The sequence below is a fragment of the Nitratireductor sp. XY-223 genome, from assembly GCF_004959855.1.
Taxonomy (GTDB): Bacteria; Pseudomonadota; Alphaproteobacteria; order Rhizobiales; family Rhizobiaceae; genus Hoeflea_A.
Genome location: NZ_SPNT01000004.1, coordinates 351,597 through 370,958 on the forward strand (window position 1 = coordinate 351,597; position 19,362 = coordinate 370,958).

Consider the following 19,362-nt stretch of genomic DNA (forward strand, 5'->3'; position numbering starts at 1 on the left):
GCGTTGCAATCCGATCATAATAAAAAGCCAATATTCAAAGCTCCAAACGGCGAAATCATAAATGCAATAAAGCGCCCCTTCAATTTTCCAGGAGGATTGCACCATGAATGCCCCGCCCGAAGACAGTGGATCGGACCGTAACAGTTCACGGGGATTGGGGCTCGGGCTGGGCCTTGGTCTCGGCCTCGGCAATTCGCGCCGCACCGAAGCCGATTCGTCGGGCGGCCTCGGGCTTGGGACCGGCCTGGGGCTCGGCAGCGGCCTCGGCCTGGGGCTCGGTTCCGGATTGGGGCTCGGACTGGGACTGGGCCTCGGCAGCACCTTCGATCCCGGAAAGGATGCCGGCGCCGGCGGCGGTATCGGCACCATCCGCAGCTATTACGCGACTCCTTACGAATTGCGGCAGATTCCCTGGACGCTGGACTTCACGCCCGACAATAGCGGCGCCACGCCGTTTCCGCTCGCTTACCTGATCAACCCCTACCAGCTCGCCGGCGACCCGCTTTTATGGACAACGGAGGACTGGGATCCGGCGCTGCGATTCTGGTCGCTGCCCTACGATCCGCACCTGACGGAATGGCTGCGCGCCGCCGACCGGACGGAGCCGGCCACCCTCGCGGCGCTCGAATTCGGCGGCCAGCCGGACAAGTGGCATCCGGACCTGATCGACCCGGAAGCGTTCCGGTGGCTGGAAAAAACCGATCTGGACTGGATGGAAGGCAGGCCCGCAGTCGGAGCGGAGCCCGTCGGGTTCGCCTTTATCAAGGCCGAGCTCGAACAGTTGAAGATCTACATGGAGGACGACCGCGCCCGCTACCTGTTCGAGAGCGACGTGCAGGCGGACGGCTTGCCGGATTACCTGATCCATTTCCTCGGTGCCGATTCCATCAGCCATCCCTGGACCCTGGAACTGATCAATTGCGGCCTGTCGATCGGAAACGTCGCCTACATGGTCTACAAGGAGCACTACAAACGCGTGCGCCCCTCGGTGCTGCGGCCGGGGCTGACGGTTCCGTTCGGTCCGCCGGCGCACCCGGCCTACCCCAGCGGCCATTCGTTCCTGGCGCATTTCATCGCTCTGCTGCTGCTGGAAATTCCCGGCATCTACCAGCGCTTCGGCGTGCTGCCGGACGGCCAGCCGGCCGACAACGGGGGTATCCTGCGAAAGCCCGAATGGCGTGACCTGAACGGGACCAATCCGATCCCCTCGCCGCTGCTGAACATCGCGCATCGCATCGCCGTCAACCGCGAACGCATCGGTGTGCATTATCCGTCGGATTCGACCGGCAGCCGGCACCTCGCCGCCGGCATCTGGGACGCGCTGATCAACCGCGGCCTGCAGAATGTTCCGGGCCGCGGCGGTGCGCAGCCGCAGCCGATCGATGCGCCGACACTGATGCGCGTCATCGATCACGCGAAGACGGAGTGGCCGACGCCCTGGTGATGCCAGGCTTGCGGACAGATCAGTCGCCTAGACCGGACGGCTCATCCAAAGCGCGATGTTGTTGTCGTTCGCCACGATGTCGGCGACGAAACGCGGCGCCTGCGGCGGCATGCCGGTGATCGCACAGGCAAGGCCGGGGGACGGGTGCGAAACCGCCGGATCGTCCGGGCACGAGGACTCGACCATGACGACGAGGAACTCACCGGCGCACAGGGACACCTGATCCGTGTCGTATTCCAAAACCGCCTCTGCCGTTCCGTCGGCGTCAATCTGGTTCGCCACGACCGCCTGCATCGCGAATACCCAGTTGATCGAATCGTCCAGGTCCCAGCCTTCATCGGCCGGATTGCCGCTGGCAATGCCGACCCAGCCCCTGACCTCGACACCGGTCGCCGGATCGGAGCCGCGATTGCCGATCCGCAACGACACCGACGCTGCGGCCTCATCGACGTCCAGGAATCCCGCCGCCGCCTGCCAGAGGCGCTCGCCGTCCCAGTCCAGCGACACCGGCACATAGGCGCCCGGAGCGTAGGAAACCAGACCGCCTTCGACCTTTTCCTCAAGCGGCCTGTTGTCGCCGATGAAGATATCGACATCCAGGGGCAGTCCGGGCGCGTTGTGGTTGATATCTATCGAGGGCGAGAACATGCCCTGCGCCTCGAAAGCCCAGCGGGCGACCTTGGTGCCCTGACCGCCGAGCCAGCGGTCGAGAGCGGCGCCGGTCTGCGGAACGCCGAATATCGAATTGATGTAGAGCGGATTGACGAGGTTCGCGTCGGCCGCCTCCATGTCCGACTGCAGCGAATCGGCGGTGGAGGGCGACTGCGCCATGGTCCGGATTGCCTCCAGCAGCAGATAGAGCGTGACATAGGACGCCCGCTCGCGCATGGAGAAATCCGGCCCACCGTCGGCGCTCACCGTGTCCCCGCCAATGACCCGGTAGAGCCGGAACAGGGTCGTCGACAGGATCTGTTCGGAGACATAGCCCTTCAAATTGTCGCGCAGCGACGCCGGGGCGTTGATCAGCGAACGGTTCAGCGAACCGCCCCAGGCCCAGCCGAGGCAGACATTGCGGTCGTGACGGCGGGTGGTAAACACCCAGGGGAAAGTGATGCCGCGGAAACTCTCGGCGACACCACCGCGCGGGTCGGCCAGGCGCGAATAGGGATCGGACCAGATGGCGGCCATCGCATCGCCGGCGCTGTGGGCGAAATCGAATTCCAGCTTGCCGAGACGCGCCGCCAGGACAACATGGCCGAATTCGTGCAGCATCCAGCGCCCGCTTGTGGCAATTCCGAGCGGCTGCGCCCAGGCCGGATCGTAGATCGTGCCGTCCCAGCGGCCGCGGTGGGATAGGTTGCCGAGCGCCAGATGCATCTCGACGGTCGGCGTCTTTTTGGCGAATATCGCAAGGCCGTCCCCCGGGCAGTCTTCTTCCGGCGGCGGCTTGATGGTGACGCGGGCATTGACGGTCTGTCCGTCCTTTCCGGGGCCGGGAATGATGCCCGAACGGTAGTGGACCTGCAGCTCGCGCTTCGTGGCGACCGAAAAATTCGGCAGGTCGAAGCCGAACCCGTCCAGCAACGCATAGAACTCGAAACAGTTGTAGTAGGCGCTCAGCGCCGAATAATCGTTGTAACGGACCGGCAGGAACGCATCGGCCGGAAGCGGCACCGTCTTGGCATTCGGCGTATCCGGATCGCCGGGCACATAGGCCGGGCAGTTGCGGACCTTGAAATCCGGCGTTTCCAGGACCGCCGGATCGTTCTGGCTGATTGCAACGGTCGTGCGGAAGCGCTCGAACTCTTCTTCGCTGCGCGTCGGCCGGCGCATTGACCATTGATAGTCCCCCGGGGCGTTGCCCAGCGCCGCGAGGTCGCGCCAGGAAGGCGGGTCCTGGCGAAACAGTTCGGCTTCGCCCTGCGCCGTCATATGGGTGACGAGAAGGTGCTTGCTGGAGCCGCCGGGAACCAGTTGCCCATCCTGCAGGAGCAGGTCCATGACAAAGGAATGGGGAAGCCTCTCCGGCCCTCTCTCGAAGGCGCTCAGCCCCTTGCCGTGCAGTTCGAGCGCCCCGACTTCGGCCTCCGGTTTTTCACTGTCCATGCGCAGGCGCAAATCGTCGTATTGCAGGCTGTCGGGAGAGAGCTGCTGGCCGGCTGCAATGGCCGCCGAGATGATGCCGTCGTCCACCAATCCGACCATCTGGCCGATCAGGCTGCCGATGTCGTAATCGTCAAGCTGGTTGCCCGCCGCGCGGACGCGCGACGCCAGCTCGGTGAAGCTGATATAGCGCCCGTAGGGCAGTTCGGCCGACATCGAGCGTATGGCCACCGAGTACGGCCCGTCCGGATGCCCCCTGATCGCCATCGGAATACGCAGGCCGAAATCAAGCCCGACCGGTTCATCGCCATTGACGGGCAGAATCTCGGCGGCGACAAGAACAATGGTGATGTCCTTGACCTCTTCGCCTCCCTTCGGCCTGACATGGCGAACGAGGTGCCAGGAGGCAAGGCGCGGCGTGCGGTCGTCGTCCGCCGGCGCCCCAAACGGGGGCCAGATGTCGAGCCAGCGCAACGGCGGGGGCCTGCCGTTGCCGGCTTTCGGATCGAGTGCCTCCATCCAACCGGGCGGCAGACCCAGATTTCTGCGCCCAATGGCGAGAAAGTCCTCGAGCCGTTTCAGATACTGGTAGCCGATCTCCCGGAACCCGTTTTCATCCAGGCTTCGGATGTCATCGACTTCGACAACAAACGGAGCGGCGCTGTGCTGGACGATGCGCGAAGCACGCGCGTTGCCGGGATCGAAGCGCTGGTAATGGACGGCATGCGGTCCCGGATCCCATTTAAACTTGAAGGCCATGAGAACAAAACCTGTTTTGTCAGACGTCAAGACGGGAGTACAAATACAGTACCCCGAAATATTTCCCGAGTCACAGGTTTATTCTTGAACAGAGCTTGTCGACACTGTCCTTTTGAAGGCATTTCCTGCCGCCGCAAATCACGGCGGCGTGCGAACACGGACGGAAATCCGGGTGTCGGCGGGTAAAGCAGCAACCGGCGCCGCAGTGGCTGCTGCGGGGCGGACTACCGAATGCGGGCTTCGGTTTCCCTGTCGAACAGCATGGCCCGGCCGGGCTCGAACTTGATCGAGACCCGGGAGCCCTCCGTCGAGCGCTCGTCGCCACGCTCCTCGACGATGATCTTTTCGCCGCTGTCCGCAATGAGATAGTCGTATGACGTGCCGCCAAGCGCTTCGGTCAGGTCGACAGACAGGGTGTCGCCCGCCCGGTCGATCTCGATGTGTTCGGGCCTCACGCCCAAAATGACGGGCGTGCCGGCCGCCGGCATGGTCACCGGCAGCGTGACGTTGCTTTTCAGGGCCGGAACCTCGATCGAATCGCCTTTACTGGTTCCTTCGAGGAAGTTCATGGCGGGCGAGCCGATGAACCCGGCCACGAATTTGTTGTCCGGATCGCGATAAAGGTCCAGCGGCGCGCCGACCTGCTCGATGTGGCCGCCGCGCAGGACAACGATCTTGTCCGCCAGCGTCATGGCCTCGACCTGATCGTGCGTCACGTATATCATGGTGGCGCCGATTTCCTTGTGAAGGCGGGCGATCTCGACGCGCATTTCAACGCGCAGCTCTGCGTCGAGGTTCGAGAGCGGCTCGTCAAACAGGAAGACCTCCGGCCCGCGAACGATGGCGCGGCCGATGGAAACACGCTGGCGCTGTCCGCCGGAGAGCGCCGAGGGCTTGCGGTTGAGATACTGGTCCAGCTTGAGGATCCGGGTCGCCTCGGCAACCTTCTCCTCGATCTCGGCCTTCGGGTGGCCGTTCATCTTCAACCCGAAACCCATGTTCTCCTTGACCGTCATGTGCGGATAGAGCGCATAGGTCTGAAAGACCATCGCGACACCGCGCTGCGCCGGGTCCATCCTGGTGACATCGCGGGTGCCGATGGAGATCTTGCCTTCGGTGGTTTCCTCCAACCCGGCCACCATGCGCAGCAGTGTCGATTTTCCGCAGCCGGACGGACCGACAAAGACGCAGAACTCGCCATCGTCAATGTGAAGGTTCACACCGTGGATCACCTGAACATCACTGTACCGCTTGACAACTTCCTGAAGTGCTACACCTGACATTACCTTAGATCTCCATCTTTTCGGGCGTTCCCTGGTTGTCGGGGAAGCGCCAGTATTCGGCAGCCGCGGCGACCTGCGAAGCCGCGTGCTGCAAATCCGGGACGAACTTTTTCAGCTTGTTGAGAGACGTCCTTGCAGACGTGCTCGTAATGGATATTGCGCCCATCAACTGGCTGGACCTGGACAGGACAGGAACCGCCACGCAAATGATGCCGGGCTCGTGGTCCTCGCGGTCGAGGGCAAACCCGTCCTGCCTGATCTGCTGCAGCTCTACGGTCAGTTCCTGCTGGGAGCAGATCGTCGACGGCGTATACCGATGATAGGACTGCTGCGGCAGAATGCGGTCCAGTTCATCCGCCGACAAGTGCGCCAGCATCGCCTTTCCGACACCGGTGCAATAGGCGGGGCCGACCTTGCCGGCCTCGGAGAACATGTTGACGCGGCGTTTGGCGTCCCGCTTGTCGAGGTAAAGGACATGCGGCCCGTCGAGCTGGGCAAGATGAATGGTCTCGCCGGTGGCCTGGCTCAGCGCCGTCAGATGCGGCCTTGCGACCGGCGCCAGGGACGATTGCGTCCAGGCCGAATGCGCCAGGCGAACCAGGCGGACGCCGAGCGCATAGGTCTGCCATTCCCGGTCGAAAGCCAGAACGCCCTCCGTCACCAGGTTCTGCAGGATTCGGTAAAGCGTCGCCTTGGGATACGGGGAAACTTCGAGCACGTCGTTGAACCGCACCGGGCGCTCAAAAGACGCTACGAGGTCAAGCACGCTCAGTGCCTTGCCCACAGTCCCGCTCGACTTGCGTACGGTGTCCAATTTGGTTCCTCCCCGTCCTCCGCCGACGCAATTTACCGGCGAGGATATTCTTGACAAGCGTAGGTCAATCGTGTTCCAATTTCAATATGTAAATTATAGTTTCATTATTCGGAACTCAAAGGGAGGATACCATGCGTTCCATTTTGAAGGCGTCGGCCATGGCGCTCGTGACCAGTGCCGCGCTGGCAACCGGGGCATTTGCCGATGGCCACCAACTCAGCGGGGAGATGAAAATTTTCCTCGATACGTCCAACCCGGCACCTCGCGCGACCTTCGAAGGCGTCATCGCCCAGTTTGATGAAATGCATCCTAACCTGAAGATCGAGACGACGATCATCGACCGTGAAGCCTACAAGACGCAGATCAGGAACTTCCTCACCGCCAATCCGCCGGATGTGGCCACCTGGTACGCCGGCAACCGTATGCTGCCATACGTATCGACAGGCCTGTTCGACGACGTTTCGGACCTGTGGACCGGCGAATTGGCCGAAGAACTGGCATCGACCAAGGCGGCGATGACCATTGACGGCAAGCAATGGGGCGTCCCCTACTCCTACTATCAGTGGGGCGTTTACTACCGCAAAGACATCTTCGACGAGCTCGGCCTGAGCGTTCCGACCAACTGGGAGGAAGAAAAGGCCAATTGCCAGAAGATCGTCGATTCCGGACGCAAGTGCTACACGATCGGCACCAAGTTCCTTTGGACCGCGGCCGGCTGGTTCGACTATCTGAACTTGCGCACCAACGGCTATGAGTTCCACATTGCCCTGACGGCCGGCCAGGAAAGCTGGACCGACGACCGCGTGAAAAAGACCATGGCCAACTGGCGCGAGCTGATCGACATGGGCGCCTTCATCGACGACCACACGGCCTACAGCTGGCAGGAAGCCATTCCGTTCCTCGTCGACGGCCAGGCAACGGCCTACCTCATGGGCAACTTCGCCGTCGATCCGATCAAGGATGCGGGTCTCACCGACGACCAGTTGGACTTCTACCAATTCCCGCTGATCACCGAGGGCATTCCGATGTCGGAAGAAGCGCCGACCGATACGCTGCACATCCCGTCGGGCGCAGCGAACAAGGAAGCCGCCCGTGCATTCCTGAAGTTCGTCGCTTCCCCGGAAGTGCAGACGTCGATGAATGCGAGCCTCGGACAGCTGCCGGTCAACAACAAGTCCAGCGTCAACACGGACGACAAGTTCGCAAAGGCCGGCTTCGAAATGCTGAACAAGGCGCATGCCCTTGCCCAGTTCTTCGACCGTGACGCACCGGCTGAAATGGCCAAGGTCGGCATGGAGGGCTTCCAGGAATTCATGGTCCGTCCGGACAATGTGGACCAGATCCTGCAGCGCCTGGAGAAAGCGCGCGAGCGTATCTACAAAAACTGAGTGAATTCGGGGCGGGCCTGACGGCTCGCCCCGACCTTCTTTCGGACCGTCCGACCGCCCGCAAGCTGACCTTTTCATCAGCCGGCCACCAGAGAGCCGCGAGCGGATTTAAGAAACGAGGTTCGCGATGTCGACTGCCAGCCTAGCCAGATCCGAATACGCACCGGAAAACAGATCCTGGTACAAACGCAACGAGATCAGCGTCACGCCGTGGCTGTTCATGGCCCCGGCCATCCTGTTTTTTCTCGTCTACGTCATCATTCCCATCTTCCAGAGCTTCGAGATCTCGCTGTTCAGCTGGGACGGGCTCGGTCCGCGCGAATATATCGGCACCGAGAACTATGTGGAACTGTGGGACGACCCGGCATTCTACACGTCGCTGAAGAACAATGTGATCTGGCTGATCCTCTACCTTCTGGCGATCCCGGCCGGGTTGTTCATCGCGCTGTTCCTGAACCAGACCGTTTTCGGCATCAGGCTCTACAAGTCGCTGTTTTTCTTCCCGTTCGTCATCAGCCAGGTCGTCGTCGGCCTGGTGTTCACCTGGTTCTACGACCCGACCTTCGGCCTGTTCAACACGATCATCGGCTGGGTGGGACTGGGACCCATCAACGTTCTCGGCGATCCGACCTACGTGACCTACGGCATCATTGCCGCGGGCCTGTGGCCGCAGACCGCCTACTGCATGATCCTGTACCTGACCGGTCTCAATGCCGTTGATCCCGAACAGATCGAAGCGGCGCGGCTCGACGGCGCCAAGGGCTGGAAGATGCTCTGGTATGTCGTTGTCCCGCAGCTCAAGCCGGCGACCTTCATCGCGTTCGTCGTGACCATCATCGGCGCGTTGCGGTCCTTCGACCTGATTTCGGTGATGACCAATGGCGGACCGTTCGGCGAAAGCCGGGTCCTGAGCTTCTACATGTTCGAGGTCGCCCTTTCCGAATACGGGTTCCGCATGGGTTATGGCGCCGCCATCGCGGTGGTGCTGTTCATCATCATGCTGTTCTTCATCTCGTACTTCCTCTACTCGATGTACAAAGACGAAAGGGGGCGCTGAGATGTTTCCGACTCCCATTCAAAAGACGCCGCGCCGCTGGCAGATCACCTACCAGTCCTTCCTGCCGCTCGCGCTCATCATGTGGCTGCTGCCGCTGATTGCTGTCGGCATATTCTCGGTCAAGCCGGAAGGCGACTTTTCGGCGGGCCAGTACTGGTCCCTGCCCTCGACCTTCGGTGGGTTCGAGAACTACGGCAAGGTGTTCTTCCAGTCTGACATGCCGCGCTACCTGCTCAACTCGCTGTTGATCACGGTGCCGACGGCGATCGGGGCCGTGGCGCTCGCCTGCATGGCCGGGTTTGCGCTCGGCATCTACAAGTTCAAGCTGAACCTGTGGATCTTTTTCCTGTTTGTCGCCGGCAATTTCGTGCCCTTCCAGATCCTGATGGTTCCGGTGCGCGACCTGACCGTCGATATGGGGCTGTACAACACGAAGACCGGCCTGGTGCTCTTCCACATCGCGTTCCAGACCGGCTTCTGCACGCTGTTCATGCGCAATTTCATCAAGGGACTGCCCTATGCGCTCATCGAAGCGGCGCGGGTCGAGGGAATCGCCGAATGGCGGATCTTCGTCTATATCGTGCTGCCCCTGATGAAGCCGGCGATCGCCGCGCTGAGCGTGCTGATCTTCACCTTCATCTGGAACGACTATTTCTGGGCGATCGTTCTGACGCAGGGCGTTGAATCGCAGCCGGTCACGGCGGGCATCACATCCTTCAACGCGCAATTCCGTGCCGCCTATCACCTGATGAGCGCCGGTGCCATCGTGGCAGCGCTGCCGCCGGTTGCGATGTTCTTCCTGATGCAGAAACACTTTATCGCCGGTCTTACACTCGGAGCAGTCAAATGATGCCATGCCTGAGCACAGGAAGGCGGCCATGATCCAATGCTGGCGGCTGGATGACAGGCGTCAGACTCTGGTTCTCGGCTCCCACAGGGATCACCTCGCCGAGGTGATCTACTGGGGGCCGAGACTTCCGGACGATGAAGATCTGAATACCCTTTTTACAGTCCATGCCATCGACGTCACCGGTGGCATGCTCGATCTCAACCCCGAGCTTTCCGTATCTCCCGAAGCGACGCGCACTTTTCCGGGCCAGCCCGGACTGATCGTGCGCGCCCGCGATGGCACCCAGCTCCTGACGAAGTTCTGCCTTGTCAAAGCCAACGAGGAACGCGGGAAGCTCAGCCTCGTCTACACCGATGAAAACAACGGCCTCACCTATACCGCCCGTTTCGCGATCAACACGCGCACCCATGTGATCGAGGCGCAGGCGTCACTCGAGGCCGACCAGCCCGTCCACCTGCACTGGATGTCGGCGCCGGTGATCCCCGCGCCGCAACTGTCCGACGAGATGATCGACTTCGCCGGGCGCTGGTGCGGCGAATTCCAGCTCAACCGGACCGCCTGGTCGCCGGGCATGCGGTTTCGCGAGAACCGGACGGGGCGAACCGGTCACGAGCATTTTCCGGGACTGATCATTCCCTGCCGGGGTGCGACGAACACCCAGGGCCACGCCTATGCCTTCCACTACGGCTGGTCGGGCGGGCACAAGATGATCGCCGAGGAGTTGCCGGACGGCCGGCGGCAGATCCAGTTCGGTCACGCCGAACGCATGGAGGTCGCCCCGCAGACCCGGTTCCAGACGGCGCCGCTCTACATCACATTCTCCGATGACGGGCTGAACGGCTGCGCCGTGGCCTTCCAGCGGCACCTGCGCGACGAAATCGTGCACATGCCGGATGTCGCGCGGCCGCGGCCGGTGCATTTCAATTGCTGGGAAGCGGTCTATTTCGACCACAACCTGCCGACGCTCAAGGAGATCGCGAGCCGCGCCGCGGCACTGGGCGCTGAACGCTTCGTGCTCGACGACGGATGGTTCGGGCGACGCGACGACGACACCCGGGCGCTCTCCGACTGGGAGGTGGACCCGCGCAAATACCCGGACGGGCTGAACCCGCTGATCGACCACGTCCACGGCCTCGGCATGACTTTCGGCCTGTGGTTCGAGCCGGAAATGATCAACCCGGATTCCGACATACACCGGGCGCATCCCGACTGGGCGCTCGGCGGCGAGGACCAGATCCTCGGCCGCAATCAGAAGGCGCTCAACATGGCGCTTGCCGAAGTCCAGGATTTCCTGTTCGACCGCATAGCGTCGGTGCTGCGCGACCACGCCATCGAATACATCAAATGGGATCACAACCGTGTCCTGCCGATGCCCGATGCAGACCAGACGCGCGGTTCCTACGCCCTGATGGACCGGTTGCGGGCCGAGTTTCCGCATGTGGAAATCGAAAGCTGCGCCTCGGGCGGCGGCCGCATCGATTTCGGCATTTTGAAGCGCACCCACCGGATCTGGCTCAGCGACAGCAACGATGCCCTCGAGCGGCTGAAGATGCAGCACAATGCGGCGCTGTTCCTGCCCGCCGCGGTGACCGGCAGTCATGTCGGTCCGCGAAAGTGCCACACGTCGGGCCGCATCCTGGACATGTCCTTCCGCGCATGGGTCGCCGCGCAGCGGCACATGGGCATCGAGATGGACCCGCGCGAGCTGACCGATGATGAGGCGGGCACGCTCGAAACCGTCATCGGCTGGTGGAAGGAAAACCGCGGCTGGATGATGGATGCCGACATATTGCGGCTCGAAAGCCCCGACCCGGCCGTGGTCGCAGAACAGCAGCTGGCGGCGGACCACGCCCGGTTCGTGGTGTTTGCCGGCAAGGCCGCGACCAGCAGCCAGATCGCGCCCAGACCGCTGCGCCTGACCCGGCTGGACCCGCAGGCGCGCTACCGCGTCACCCTGATCAACCGCGACAGCGCCGGCAGCCTGTCGCGCGGAACACAGACACTGAAATCGGAATCCGTAGACCTGAGCGGCACCTACCTGATGAACCACGGATTGACGCTGCCGTGGAGCTTCCCCGAGACGATGTGGGTCATCGAGGGGCTGCGGCGGTGAGTGCGTATCGTTTCGGCCGGCGCCGGAATCATATTGGAGTAAGTTGGAAATGAAACTGAATGCGCAATTCAACGATCTGAAGGACCAGTCCGTGTTCATTACCGGCGGCGGATCGGGCATCGGCGCGTGGCTGACGGAGGGCTTCGTCGCCCAGGGGGCGAAGGTTGCATTCGTGCAGCGATCCGACGCGACGGAACTGTGCGATCGGCTTGACGCCGAATACGGCAACAGGCCGAAATTCATGGCCTGCGACATCACCGATATCGAAGCCCTGATGGCGACGATCGGCGAGGCGCGCGCCGCCAACGGCCCGATTACGGTGCTGGTCAACAATGCCGCCTCGGACAACCGCCACAGCCTTCACGAGTTCTCGGTCGAGGACTGGGACAGGGCGATCAACATCAACCTGCGGCCGCATTTCTTCACCGCCCAGGAAACCGCCAAGGACATGCGCGCAGCCGGACACGGCTCGATCATCAATTTCTCGTCGATATCATACATGATGGGCAATGAGGGCTATCCGGCCTATGTCGCCTCGAAATCGGCGATCACCGGCCTGACCCGGGGACTAGCGCGCGAACTCGGCAAGGACAATATCCGCGTCAATGCGGTGATGCCCGGCTGGGTTCTGACGGACCGCCAGAAGGACCTGTGGGTAACCGACGAGACCCTGGCGGCGCATATTGACCGACAGTGCCTGAAAGAGGAGATTGCACCGCTCGACATCGTCGAGCCGACACTTTTCCTCGCTTCATCGGCATCGAGAATGATCACCAGCCAGGCTCTGGTCGTCGACGGCGGCGTCGTATTCACGGGATAGGAAATTGCAGCTTTTTTGCGCAGCCATTGATTGGGGCACCACGAGTTTTCGCATCTGGCTACTGTCGGAAGGCGGCAGCGTCCTGGCGGAACGGCGCAGCCATGAGGGCATGACGGTGGCAGCGGAAACCGGATTCGAAACGGTTCTGGAATCGCATCTGCAGGTGCTGAAAGCGCCGGCTTCCCTGCCGGTGGTGATCTGCGGCATGGCCGGATCGCGCCAGGGCTGGCAGGAGGCCCGCTACCTGACTGTCCCGGCGCTTCTGTCGGAGGTGGTTGCCCGGGCCGTCCACGTGGACGGACCAAGCCGCGACATCCGTATCCTGCCGGGACTGGCACGGCGCGACACAAAGCGGCCGGACGTCATGCGCGGGGAAGAGACGCAGCTCCTGGGCGCCTTCTCCGGAACACGCACGTCGGGGCTTGCCTGCATGCCCGGAACACACTCGAAATGGGTAACGGTCGGCAAACGGTCGGTGACCGATTTTTCCACCTACATGACCGGAGAACTTTTCGGCCTTGTGGCGCGCCGGTCCATTTTGCGCCATGCCGTCGGCGACGCGGATCACTGCGATCCGGGAAGCAGCGATTTCCTGGAAGCGGTCGCCGATGCCCATGCCAACCCCGCCGACCTGTCGCGCCTGTTGTTTTCCATTCGCGGCGGCCAGTTGCTGCACGGGCGCGAGGTGACAAGCAGCTATGAACGACTGTCGGGGCTGCTTATCGGTTCCGAGATCGGCGCCGCGCTCGCGAATGGCGATGCCGACGGACCGGTCCATCTCATAGCGTCGGGAAAGCTCGCCGGCCTCTACGGAGCCGCTTTCGCGTCGCTCGGTCTGGAGATTGAAGACATTGACGCGGACGAAGCCGTGCTAAAAGGACTCTACACCGGTGCGCGGCACTTTTGGCCGACCATGAACACGCAAGCGGATTACGGACAGATAAAGGCATGAGAGAGCATATCCCCTGGCCATCGATGCGGCGCTCGCTGGTCGCCATCCTGCGCGGCCTGCAAACGCACGAGACAGCCGCCACCATCGGCGCGCTGGTCGAAGCCGGTTTCGAGGCCATCGAAATCCCCCTGAACTCGCCTGACCCGTTCGAGTCGATTCGCGTCGCGGTCGACAATGCGCCGCCGGATTGCCTGATCGGCGCCGGAACGGTGCTGACGCTCGCCGATGTCGAGCGCCTTGCCGAAGCCGGCGGGCGCCTCATGGTCAGCCCCAATGTCGATCCCGAGATCATCGCCGCCGCGGCCGACTGCGAGATGGTGACCATGCCGGGCGTTTTCACGCCGACCGAGGCACTCAGCGCCGTCGCCGCCGGCGCCTCGGGGCTGAAGTTCTTTCCGGCAAACGTTCTTGGACCCTCCGGCATATCGGCGATCCGTGCCGTGCTGCCGAACGATATTGAGATCGGCGCCGTCGGCGGCGTTTCGCATGACTCCTTCGAAGCCTACAAGAAGGTCGGCGTGCGCACGTTCGGCCTCGGGTCGAGCCTTTACAAACCGGGCATGAATGTGGATGAAGTCGCGGAACGCGCCCGCATATCGGTTGCGGCCTATGACGCCGTTTTCGGAGGCTGAAGTGGATCTGAACGGATTCGACTGCACCATACTGGACAGCACGAATTGCCTGCTCGGCGAGGGGCCGACCTACGACCCCGAGACCGACACGCTGTGGTGGTTCGACATCACCGGCAGGAAGCTCCTGGAGCGCCGGCTCGACGACGATCGCTCGACGGTCCACGACCTGCCGTTCCTGTGCAGCGCCCTCGCGGTGATCGAACCCGGGCGGCAGCTTGTGGCCACGGAACACGGGCTCTACGAACGGGCGCTTGCGGACGGTTCGCTGACCGAGGTCATCGGTATCGAATCCGACAATCCGACAACCCGTTCGAACGACAGCCGTGTGCATCCCTGCGGCGCGTTCTGGATCGGCACGATGAGCAAGACCGGCGCCGAGAAAGCCGGATCGATCTATCACTATTTTCGCGGCGAGCTGAAACGCCTCTATACCGACATCACCGTCACGAACGCCATGTGCTTCTCGGCCGACGGTTCGGTCGGATATTTTACCGACACGCCCACCGGAAAGGTCATGCGGGTGGCGCTCGATCCGCAAAACGGCCTGCCAACCGGGACCCCGGAAGAATTCATCGTCCGCACCCCCGATCACCCGGGCTGGGCCGACGGCGCAGTCATCGACGCGGACGGGCTAATGTGGATCGCGCGGTGGGACGGGTCATGCGTTCAGGCCTATGACGCATCCGGATCGGTCGTGGAGACCATCGGCCTGCCGGCGACCCAGATCACATGCCCGGCCTTTGTCGGCAAGGACGCATCGCGTATGATCCTAACATCGGCCGCTGAGGGCATCAGCGAGAAACGCCTTATCGAACAACCCCATGCGGGTATGAGTTTTTTGCTCGACCGCCGCGTAAACGGCAGGTTGGAGCCAAGAGTCGCAGTTTAACACCACCATGAAAAACAAACCTGAAATCGGCGTGTGTTACTATCCGGAGCACTGGCCGGAAACGCACTGGCGCGAAGACGCGCGACGCATGGCGGCCCTCGGCATCGCCTATGTCCGCATCGGAGAATTTGCCTGGTCGCGCCTTGAGCCCGAGCGCGGCGACCTGCGCCTGGAGTGGCTGGAACGCGCCATCGAGGTGCTACACGATGCCGGTCTCAAGGTGATCCTGGGAACGCCGTCGGCGACACCGCCGAAATGGCTTGTCGACGAAATGCCCGACCTGCTGCCGGTCGACCGGGAGGGCAAGATACTGGGCTTCGGTTCCCGCCGCCATTACTGCTTCTCCCATCCAGGCTACCGGAACGAATGCCTGCGCATCGTCAAGGCGCTCGGCGAGCGTTTCGGCGAGCATCCCGCCGTCGCCGGCTGGCAGGTGGACAACGAATATGGCTGCCACGACACCGCGCGGTCCTGGTCCGAGGCGTCCCTGACGGCCTTCCGCCAGTGGCTGAAGGACAAATACGGCTCCATCGAGCGGCTCAACGCTGCGTGGGGCAATGTCTTCTGGTCAAAGGAATATTCGGGCTTTTTCTCAATCGACCTGCCGGGGCTGGCACCGGCGGAAATCAATCCGGCGCACCGGATGGATTTCTACCGCTTCTCGTCCGACCAGGTCGTCGAATTCAACCGCCTGCAGGCCGACCTGCTGCGCCAACTCTCACCGGGCCGTGACATCATCCACAATTTCATGGGACGGACACTCACATTCGACCATTTCGCGCTCGGAGCGGACCTGGATGTCTCGAGCTGGGATTCCTACCCGCTCGGCTTCCTCGAGGACCGCTCGGATGCCGGTGATGACTGGCGGCGGCGCTTTGCCCGCGCCGGCGACCCGGACTTCCAGGCCTTTCATCACGATCTTTACCGAGCAACGTCGGCGGGACGCTGGTGGGTGATGGAGCAGCAGCCAGGCCCGGTGAACTGGGCCGACCACAACCCTGCCCCGCGTGACGGCATGGTGCGGCTGTGGACCCTAGAGGCCGTCGCCCATGGCGCGGAGGTCGTCAGCTATTTCCGCTGGAAGCAGGCACCCTTTGCGCAGGAGCAGATGCATTCGGGACTGTTGCGCCCGGACGGTGTGGAGGCAGAGGGATATTTCGAGGCTGAAAGCGCGGTCGAGGACCTGTCGAAGATCGGCAGCGCAAAAGTCGCGGCGGCAGACGCCGCGATCGTCTTCGACTACCCTTCGGCCTGGGCCTGGGAGGTGCAGCCGCAAGGCCGGGAGTTCGAATACTTCCGGCTGGTCTTCGATCACTACCGGGCGCTGCGGCGCAAGGGCCTGTCCGTCGATATCATTCCCGCGGACACCGGCGATCTGTCCGCGTACGGGCTGGTGATGATCCCGGGGCTGTTTACCTGGAACGCCGCGCTCGTCTCGGCGCTGCGCACTTTCAAGGGCGTTGCGCTGATCGGGCCGCGAACCGGTTCGAAAACGGCCGATTTCTGCATTCCGGACACCCTGCCGCCGGATCTGCCCAAGGACCTTGCGGATGTCGTGGTCAGCCGCGTCGAGAGCCTGCGGCCGGACTGCCCGGTCGAAATTGCCGGGGAAAACGGAACCATCAAGTTCTGGCGTGAGTTCCTGGTGACAAGCGGATCGTGCCAGACCGAGATGTTCAGCGAGGACGGGTGGCCCGTTCTGGTGCGGCAGGGAACGCTCCATTATCTGGGCGGCTGGCCGGACGATCCGTTGCTCGATGCGGTGGTGGCACGGCTGGCCTCCGCTGCGGGGCTTTCGACCGTGGACCTGCCGGAAGGCGTCCGGCTGCGACGCCACGGCGACCTGACCTTCGTGTTCAACTATGGCGAAACGGACGCGGATCTCGGCGCACTCGGCATCGCCGGGCCTGTCGTGATCGGCGGCAACGCGCTTCCGCCCTCGGGCGTATCTGCGGTGCGCAACTGATTGCATCCCATTCGCCGCACCGCGGCTGTTGTTTCCGCCCCGGCGCGGTGGTATCGCAAGCCATGCCGATCACCGACTGCACTGGAAACTCCCGACCATGAGCTCAGCCTTCAAAGCCTACGATGTCCGCGGCGAAATTCCTGGACAGGTCAACGTGCCGTTCGCCTACCGATTCGGGCAGGCCGTCGCCGCCCAGCAGCCGCGCCGCAGCGTGGTTGTCGGCCACGACATGCGGCAGGACAGCCCGGCGCTCGCATCCGCCATCGCGCAGGGGCTGCTCGACAGCGGTGTCGATGTCCTGCCGCTCGGCCAATGCGGGACGGAGGAGGTCTATTTCCACACCGACCACAGCGGCGCCGATGCCGGGCTCATGGTGACGGCCAGCCACAATCCACGGGACTACAATGGCATCAAGATGGTGCTGGACGGCGCGCGCGCCGCCACGCGCGACAATGCGCTCAAACCGCTCGAGGACCTTGTCTATTCCGAGCGCAAGTTCCCGGTCGTCGGCGACTACGCCAAGCGCGGGACGCTGGCGCCGCTGCTCGGCAAGGACGCCTATGTGGAGCGGCTCCTGAAACAGGTCGAGGGGCTGGACCTGAAGCCGCTCAAGATCGTCTGCCACGCCGGCAACGGCTGCGCCGGGCCGGTCATCGACCTGCTCGAGGAACACCTGCCGTTCGAATTCATCAAGGTCGACCACGCGCCCGACCCGTCGCTGCCCAACGGCATCCCGAACCCGCTTTTGCCGGAAAGACGCGAACGCGCCAGCCGCGCCGTCATCGAACACGGCGCCGATCTCGGCCTGGCCTGGGACGGAGACTTCGACCGCTGCTTCTTCTACGACGAGCACGGCGATTTCGTCGAAGGCTACTATCTTGTCGGGCTGATCGCGCAGACCATGCTGCGCACCCATCCGGGAGGCACCATCCTCTACGATCCGCGCCTTACCTGGAACACCATCGACACGGTCGAGAAAGCGGGCGGGGTGGCCATGATCTGCCGCACCGGCCACGCGTTTTTCAAGCAGATGCTGCGCGACGAGGACGCCGTCTATGGCGGCGAGATGAGCGCCCACCACTATTTCCGCGACTTCAGCTATTGCGACACCGGCATGCTGCCCTGGCTCGCGGTGGTCGCCGAAATGTCGTCGAACGGCGCGAAGCTCAGCGAAATGGTCGCGGCGCGGATCAAGGCCTTCCCCTGCTCCGGGGAGATCAATTTTACCGTGTCCGACGCGAACGCGGTGCTCAAGAAGATCGCCGACCACTTCGACAGGGCCAATCCGGCCGTCGAGACCATCGACGGACTCAGCATGGCGTTCGACGACTGGCGCTTCAATGTGCGCGCATCGAACACGGAGCCCCTGTTGCGGCTCAATGTCGAAGCGCGCGGCGATGCCGGTCTCGTCGCCTCCAGGGTCAAGGAAATAACGGCGCTCATCGAAGCCGCATAGAATGCGCTAGCTGTCACCGTCCCCGGCATTGGGATAAAAAAGCTGCTGACCGCCCAGGCGGAAGCCGGCAATGGCCGCCTGGCCCTCGGGTCCCAAGAGCCAGTCGACAAAGCGCTTCGCCTCGGCCTGCCTGACATTCGGGCAATGGTCCGGATCGATGGTGACGACACCGTACTGGTTGAACAGCGAGGGGTCGCCCTCGAACAGGATTTCATGGCCGGCACGATTGCCGAAACTGATCCAGGTCGCCCGGTCGGTCAGCACATAGGCGTCCATGCCGACAGCGGCATTCAGCGTCGCGCCCATTCCGGAACCCGTTTCGCGGTACCAGCCGCCGCTGTACTGAACCGGATCGATCCCGATCCCGCTCCACAGCGAGAGTTCCTTCTTATGGGTTCCTGAATCATCGCCACGCGATACAAAGGCGCTTCGCGAGGCCGCGATCTTTTCGAGCGCCGTTCCGGCATCCGCCCCACCGCCAATCCCTGCCGGATCGGCGGATGGTCCAACAAGCACGAAATCGTTGTACATGACGTCGCGCCGTTCCTTGCCGCCGCCTTCGGCCACAAAGGCCTCCTCCGCAGCCCTTGCGTGAACCAGAAGCAGGTCGCCATCGCAATTGCCGGCGTTCTTGATCGCCTGGCCGGTACCGACGGCCACGACCCGCACCTGGATGCCGGTCTTTTCCTCGAACGCGGGCAGCAGATGTTCATAGAGGCCGGAATTCTGGGTCGATGTCGTCGACTGCAGGAGTATGAAGTCGCCCGCCATGGCGGTGCCGGCCGCGAACAGGCAAGCCAATGGCACACAAAACCAATTCCGCGCAGTCTTAAGCA

At 62.9% G+C, this 19,362-nt stretch carries 15 protein-coding genes; 11 read left to right on the plus strand and 4 right to left on the minus strand.

Annotation, left to right across the window (positions count from 1 at the left end; translation table 11 throughout):
- Window positions 1-103 precede the first annotated feature (103 nt).
- Window positions 104-1,444 carry a phosphatidic acid phosphatase gene (locus tag E4M07_RS16850; RefSeq protein ID WP_136659534.1) on the plus strand — a complete coding sequence of 447 codons (1,341 nt, stop codon included), beginning with the start codon at window positions 104-106 and terminating at the stop codon, window positions 1,442-1,444.
- Between the two features lie 27 nt (window positions 1,445-1,471).
- Here the strand turns inward: E4M07_RS16850 and E4M07_RS16855 are convergent, their stop codons facing one another.
- From E4M07_RS16855 to E4M07_RS16865, 3 genes are all read right to left on the minus strand, one after another.
- Window positions 1,472-4,306: a hypothetical protein gene (locus tag E4M07_RS16855; protein WP_136659535.1), complete on the minus strand. Its 2,835-nt coding sequence runs from the start codon at window positions 4,304-4,306 to the stop codon at window positions 1,472-1,474.
- Between the two features lie 224 nt (window positions 4,307-4,530).
- Window positions 4,531-5,589, minus strand: a complete 1,059-nt coding sequence (ugpC, locus tag E4M07_RS16860) for a sn-glycerol-3-phosphate ABC transporter ATP-binding protein UgpC (protein WP_136659536.1) — start codon at window positions 5,587-5,589, stop codon at window positions 4,531-4,533.
- A 4-nt stretch (window positions 5,590-5,593) separates the two neighbouring features.
- Entirely contained in the window at window positions 5,594-6,403 is an 810-nt protein-coding gene (locus tag E4M07_RS16865; protein ID WP_136659537.1) for an IclR family transcriptional regulator, read from the minus strand.
- A gap of 131 nt (window positions 6,404-6,534) precedes the next feature.
- On the opposite strand from E4M07_RS16865, the gene E4M07_RS16870 reads away from it, so the two are divergent.
- The 10 genes from E4M07_RS16870 to E4M07_RS16915 all read left to right on the plus strand — a co-directional run bounded on the left by E4M07_RS16870 (window position 6,535) and on the right by E4M07_RS16915 (window position 18,526).
- Window positions 6,535-7,791: an ABC transporter substrate-binding protein gene (locus E4M07_RS16870; protein WP_136659538.1), complete on the plus strand. Its 1,257-nt coding sequence runs from the start codon at window positions 6,535-6,537 to the stop codon at window positions 7,789-7,791.
- 127 nt (window positions 7,792-7,918) lie between these two features.
- Window positions 7,919-8,848 (plus strand): sugar ABC transporter permease, encoded by a 930-nt coding sequence (locus tag E4M07_RS16875; RefSeq protein ID WP_136659539.1) that lies wholly within the window; start codon window positions 7,919-7,921, stop codon window positions 8,846-8,848.
- A 1-nt stretch (window position 8,849) separates the two neighbouring features.
- Window positions 8,850-9,698, plus strand: a complete 849-nt coding sequence (locus tag E4M07_RS16880; protein ID WP_136659540.1) for a carbohydrate ABC transporter permease — start codon at window positions 8,850-8,852, stop codon at window positions 9,696-9,698.
- A 28-nt stretch (window positions 9,699-9,726) separates the two neighbouring features.
- Window positions 9,727-11,811: an alpha-galactosidase gene (locus tag E4M07_RS16885; RefSeq protein WP_136659541.1), complete on the plus strand. Its 2,085-nt coding sequence runs from the start codon at window positions 9,727-9,729 to the stop codon at window positions 11,809-11,811.
- Between the two features lie 49 nt (window positions 11,812-11,860).
- On the plus strand, window positions 11,861-12,631 hold the full coding sequence (locus tag E4M07_RS16890; RefSeq protein WP_136659542.1) for an SDR family oxidoreductase: 771 nt from the start codon (window positions 11,861-11,863) through the stop codon (window positions 12,629-12,631).
- A 4-nt stretch (window positions 12,632-12,635) separates the two neighbouring features.
- Window positions 12,636-13,583 carry a 2-dehydro-3-deoxygalactonokinase gene (locus tag E4M07_RS16895; protein WP_136659543.1) on the plus strand — a complete coding sequence of 316 codons (948 nt, stop codon included), beginning with the start codon at window positions 12,636-12,638 and terminating at the stop codon, window positions 13,581-13,583.
- A complete protein-coding gene (locus E4M07_RS16900; protein WP_136659544.1) occupies window positions 13,580-14,215 on the plus strand; it encodes a 2-dehydro-3-deoxy-6-phosphogalactonate aldolase in 636 nt (211 codons plus the stop codon). The genes E4M07_RS16895 and E4M07_RS16900 overlap by 4 nt, the downstream gene beginning before the upstream one ends.
- A 1-nt stretch (window position 14,216) precedes the next feature.
- Window positions 14,217-15,104 (plus strand): SMP-30/gluconolactonase/LRE family protein, encoded by an 888-nt coding sequence (locus E4M07_RS16905; RefSeq protein ID WP_246660481.1) that lies wholly within the window; start codon window positions 14,217-14,219, stop codon window positions 15,102-15,104.
- 7 nt (window positions 15,105-15,111) lie between these two features.
- Window positions 15,112-17,070, plus strand: a complete 1,959-nt coding sequence (locus tag E4M07_RS16910) for a beta-galactosidase (protein ID WP_136659546.1) — start codon at window positions 15,112-15,114, stop codon at window positions 17,068-17,070.
- A gap of 97 nt (window positions 17,071-17,167) precedes the next feature.
- Window positions 17,168-18,526 carry a phosphomannomutase gene (locus tag E4M07_RS16915; protein WP_136659547.1) on the plus strand — a complete coding sequence of 453 codons (1,359 nt, stop codon included), beginning with the start codon at window positions 17,168-17,170 and terminating at the stop codon, window positions 18,524-18,526.
- A gap of 6 nt (window positions 18,527-18,532) precedes the next feature.
- Here the strand turns inward: E4M07_RS16915 and E4M07_RS16920 are convergent, their stop codons facing one another.
- Window positions 18,533-19,297, minus strand: a complete 765-nt coding sequence (locus tag E4M07_RS16920) for a substrate-binding domain-containing protein (protein WP_246660490.1) — start codon at window positions 19,295-19,297, stop codon at window positions 18,533-18,535.
- Window positions 19,298-19,362 lie beyond the last annotated feature (65 nt).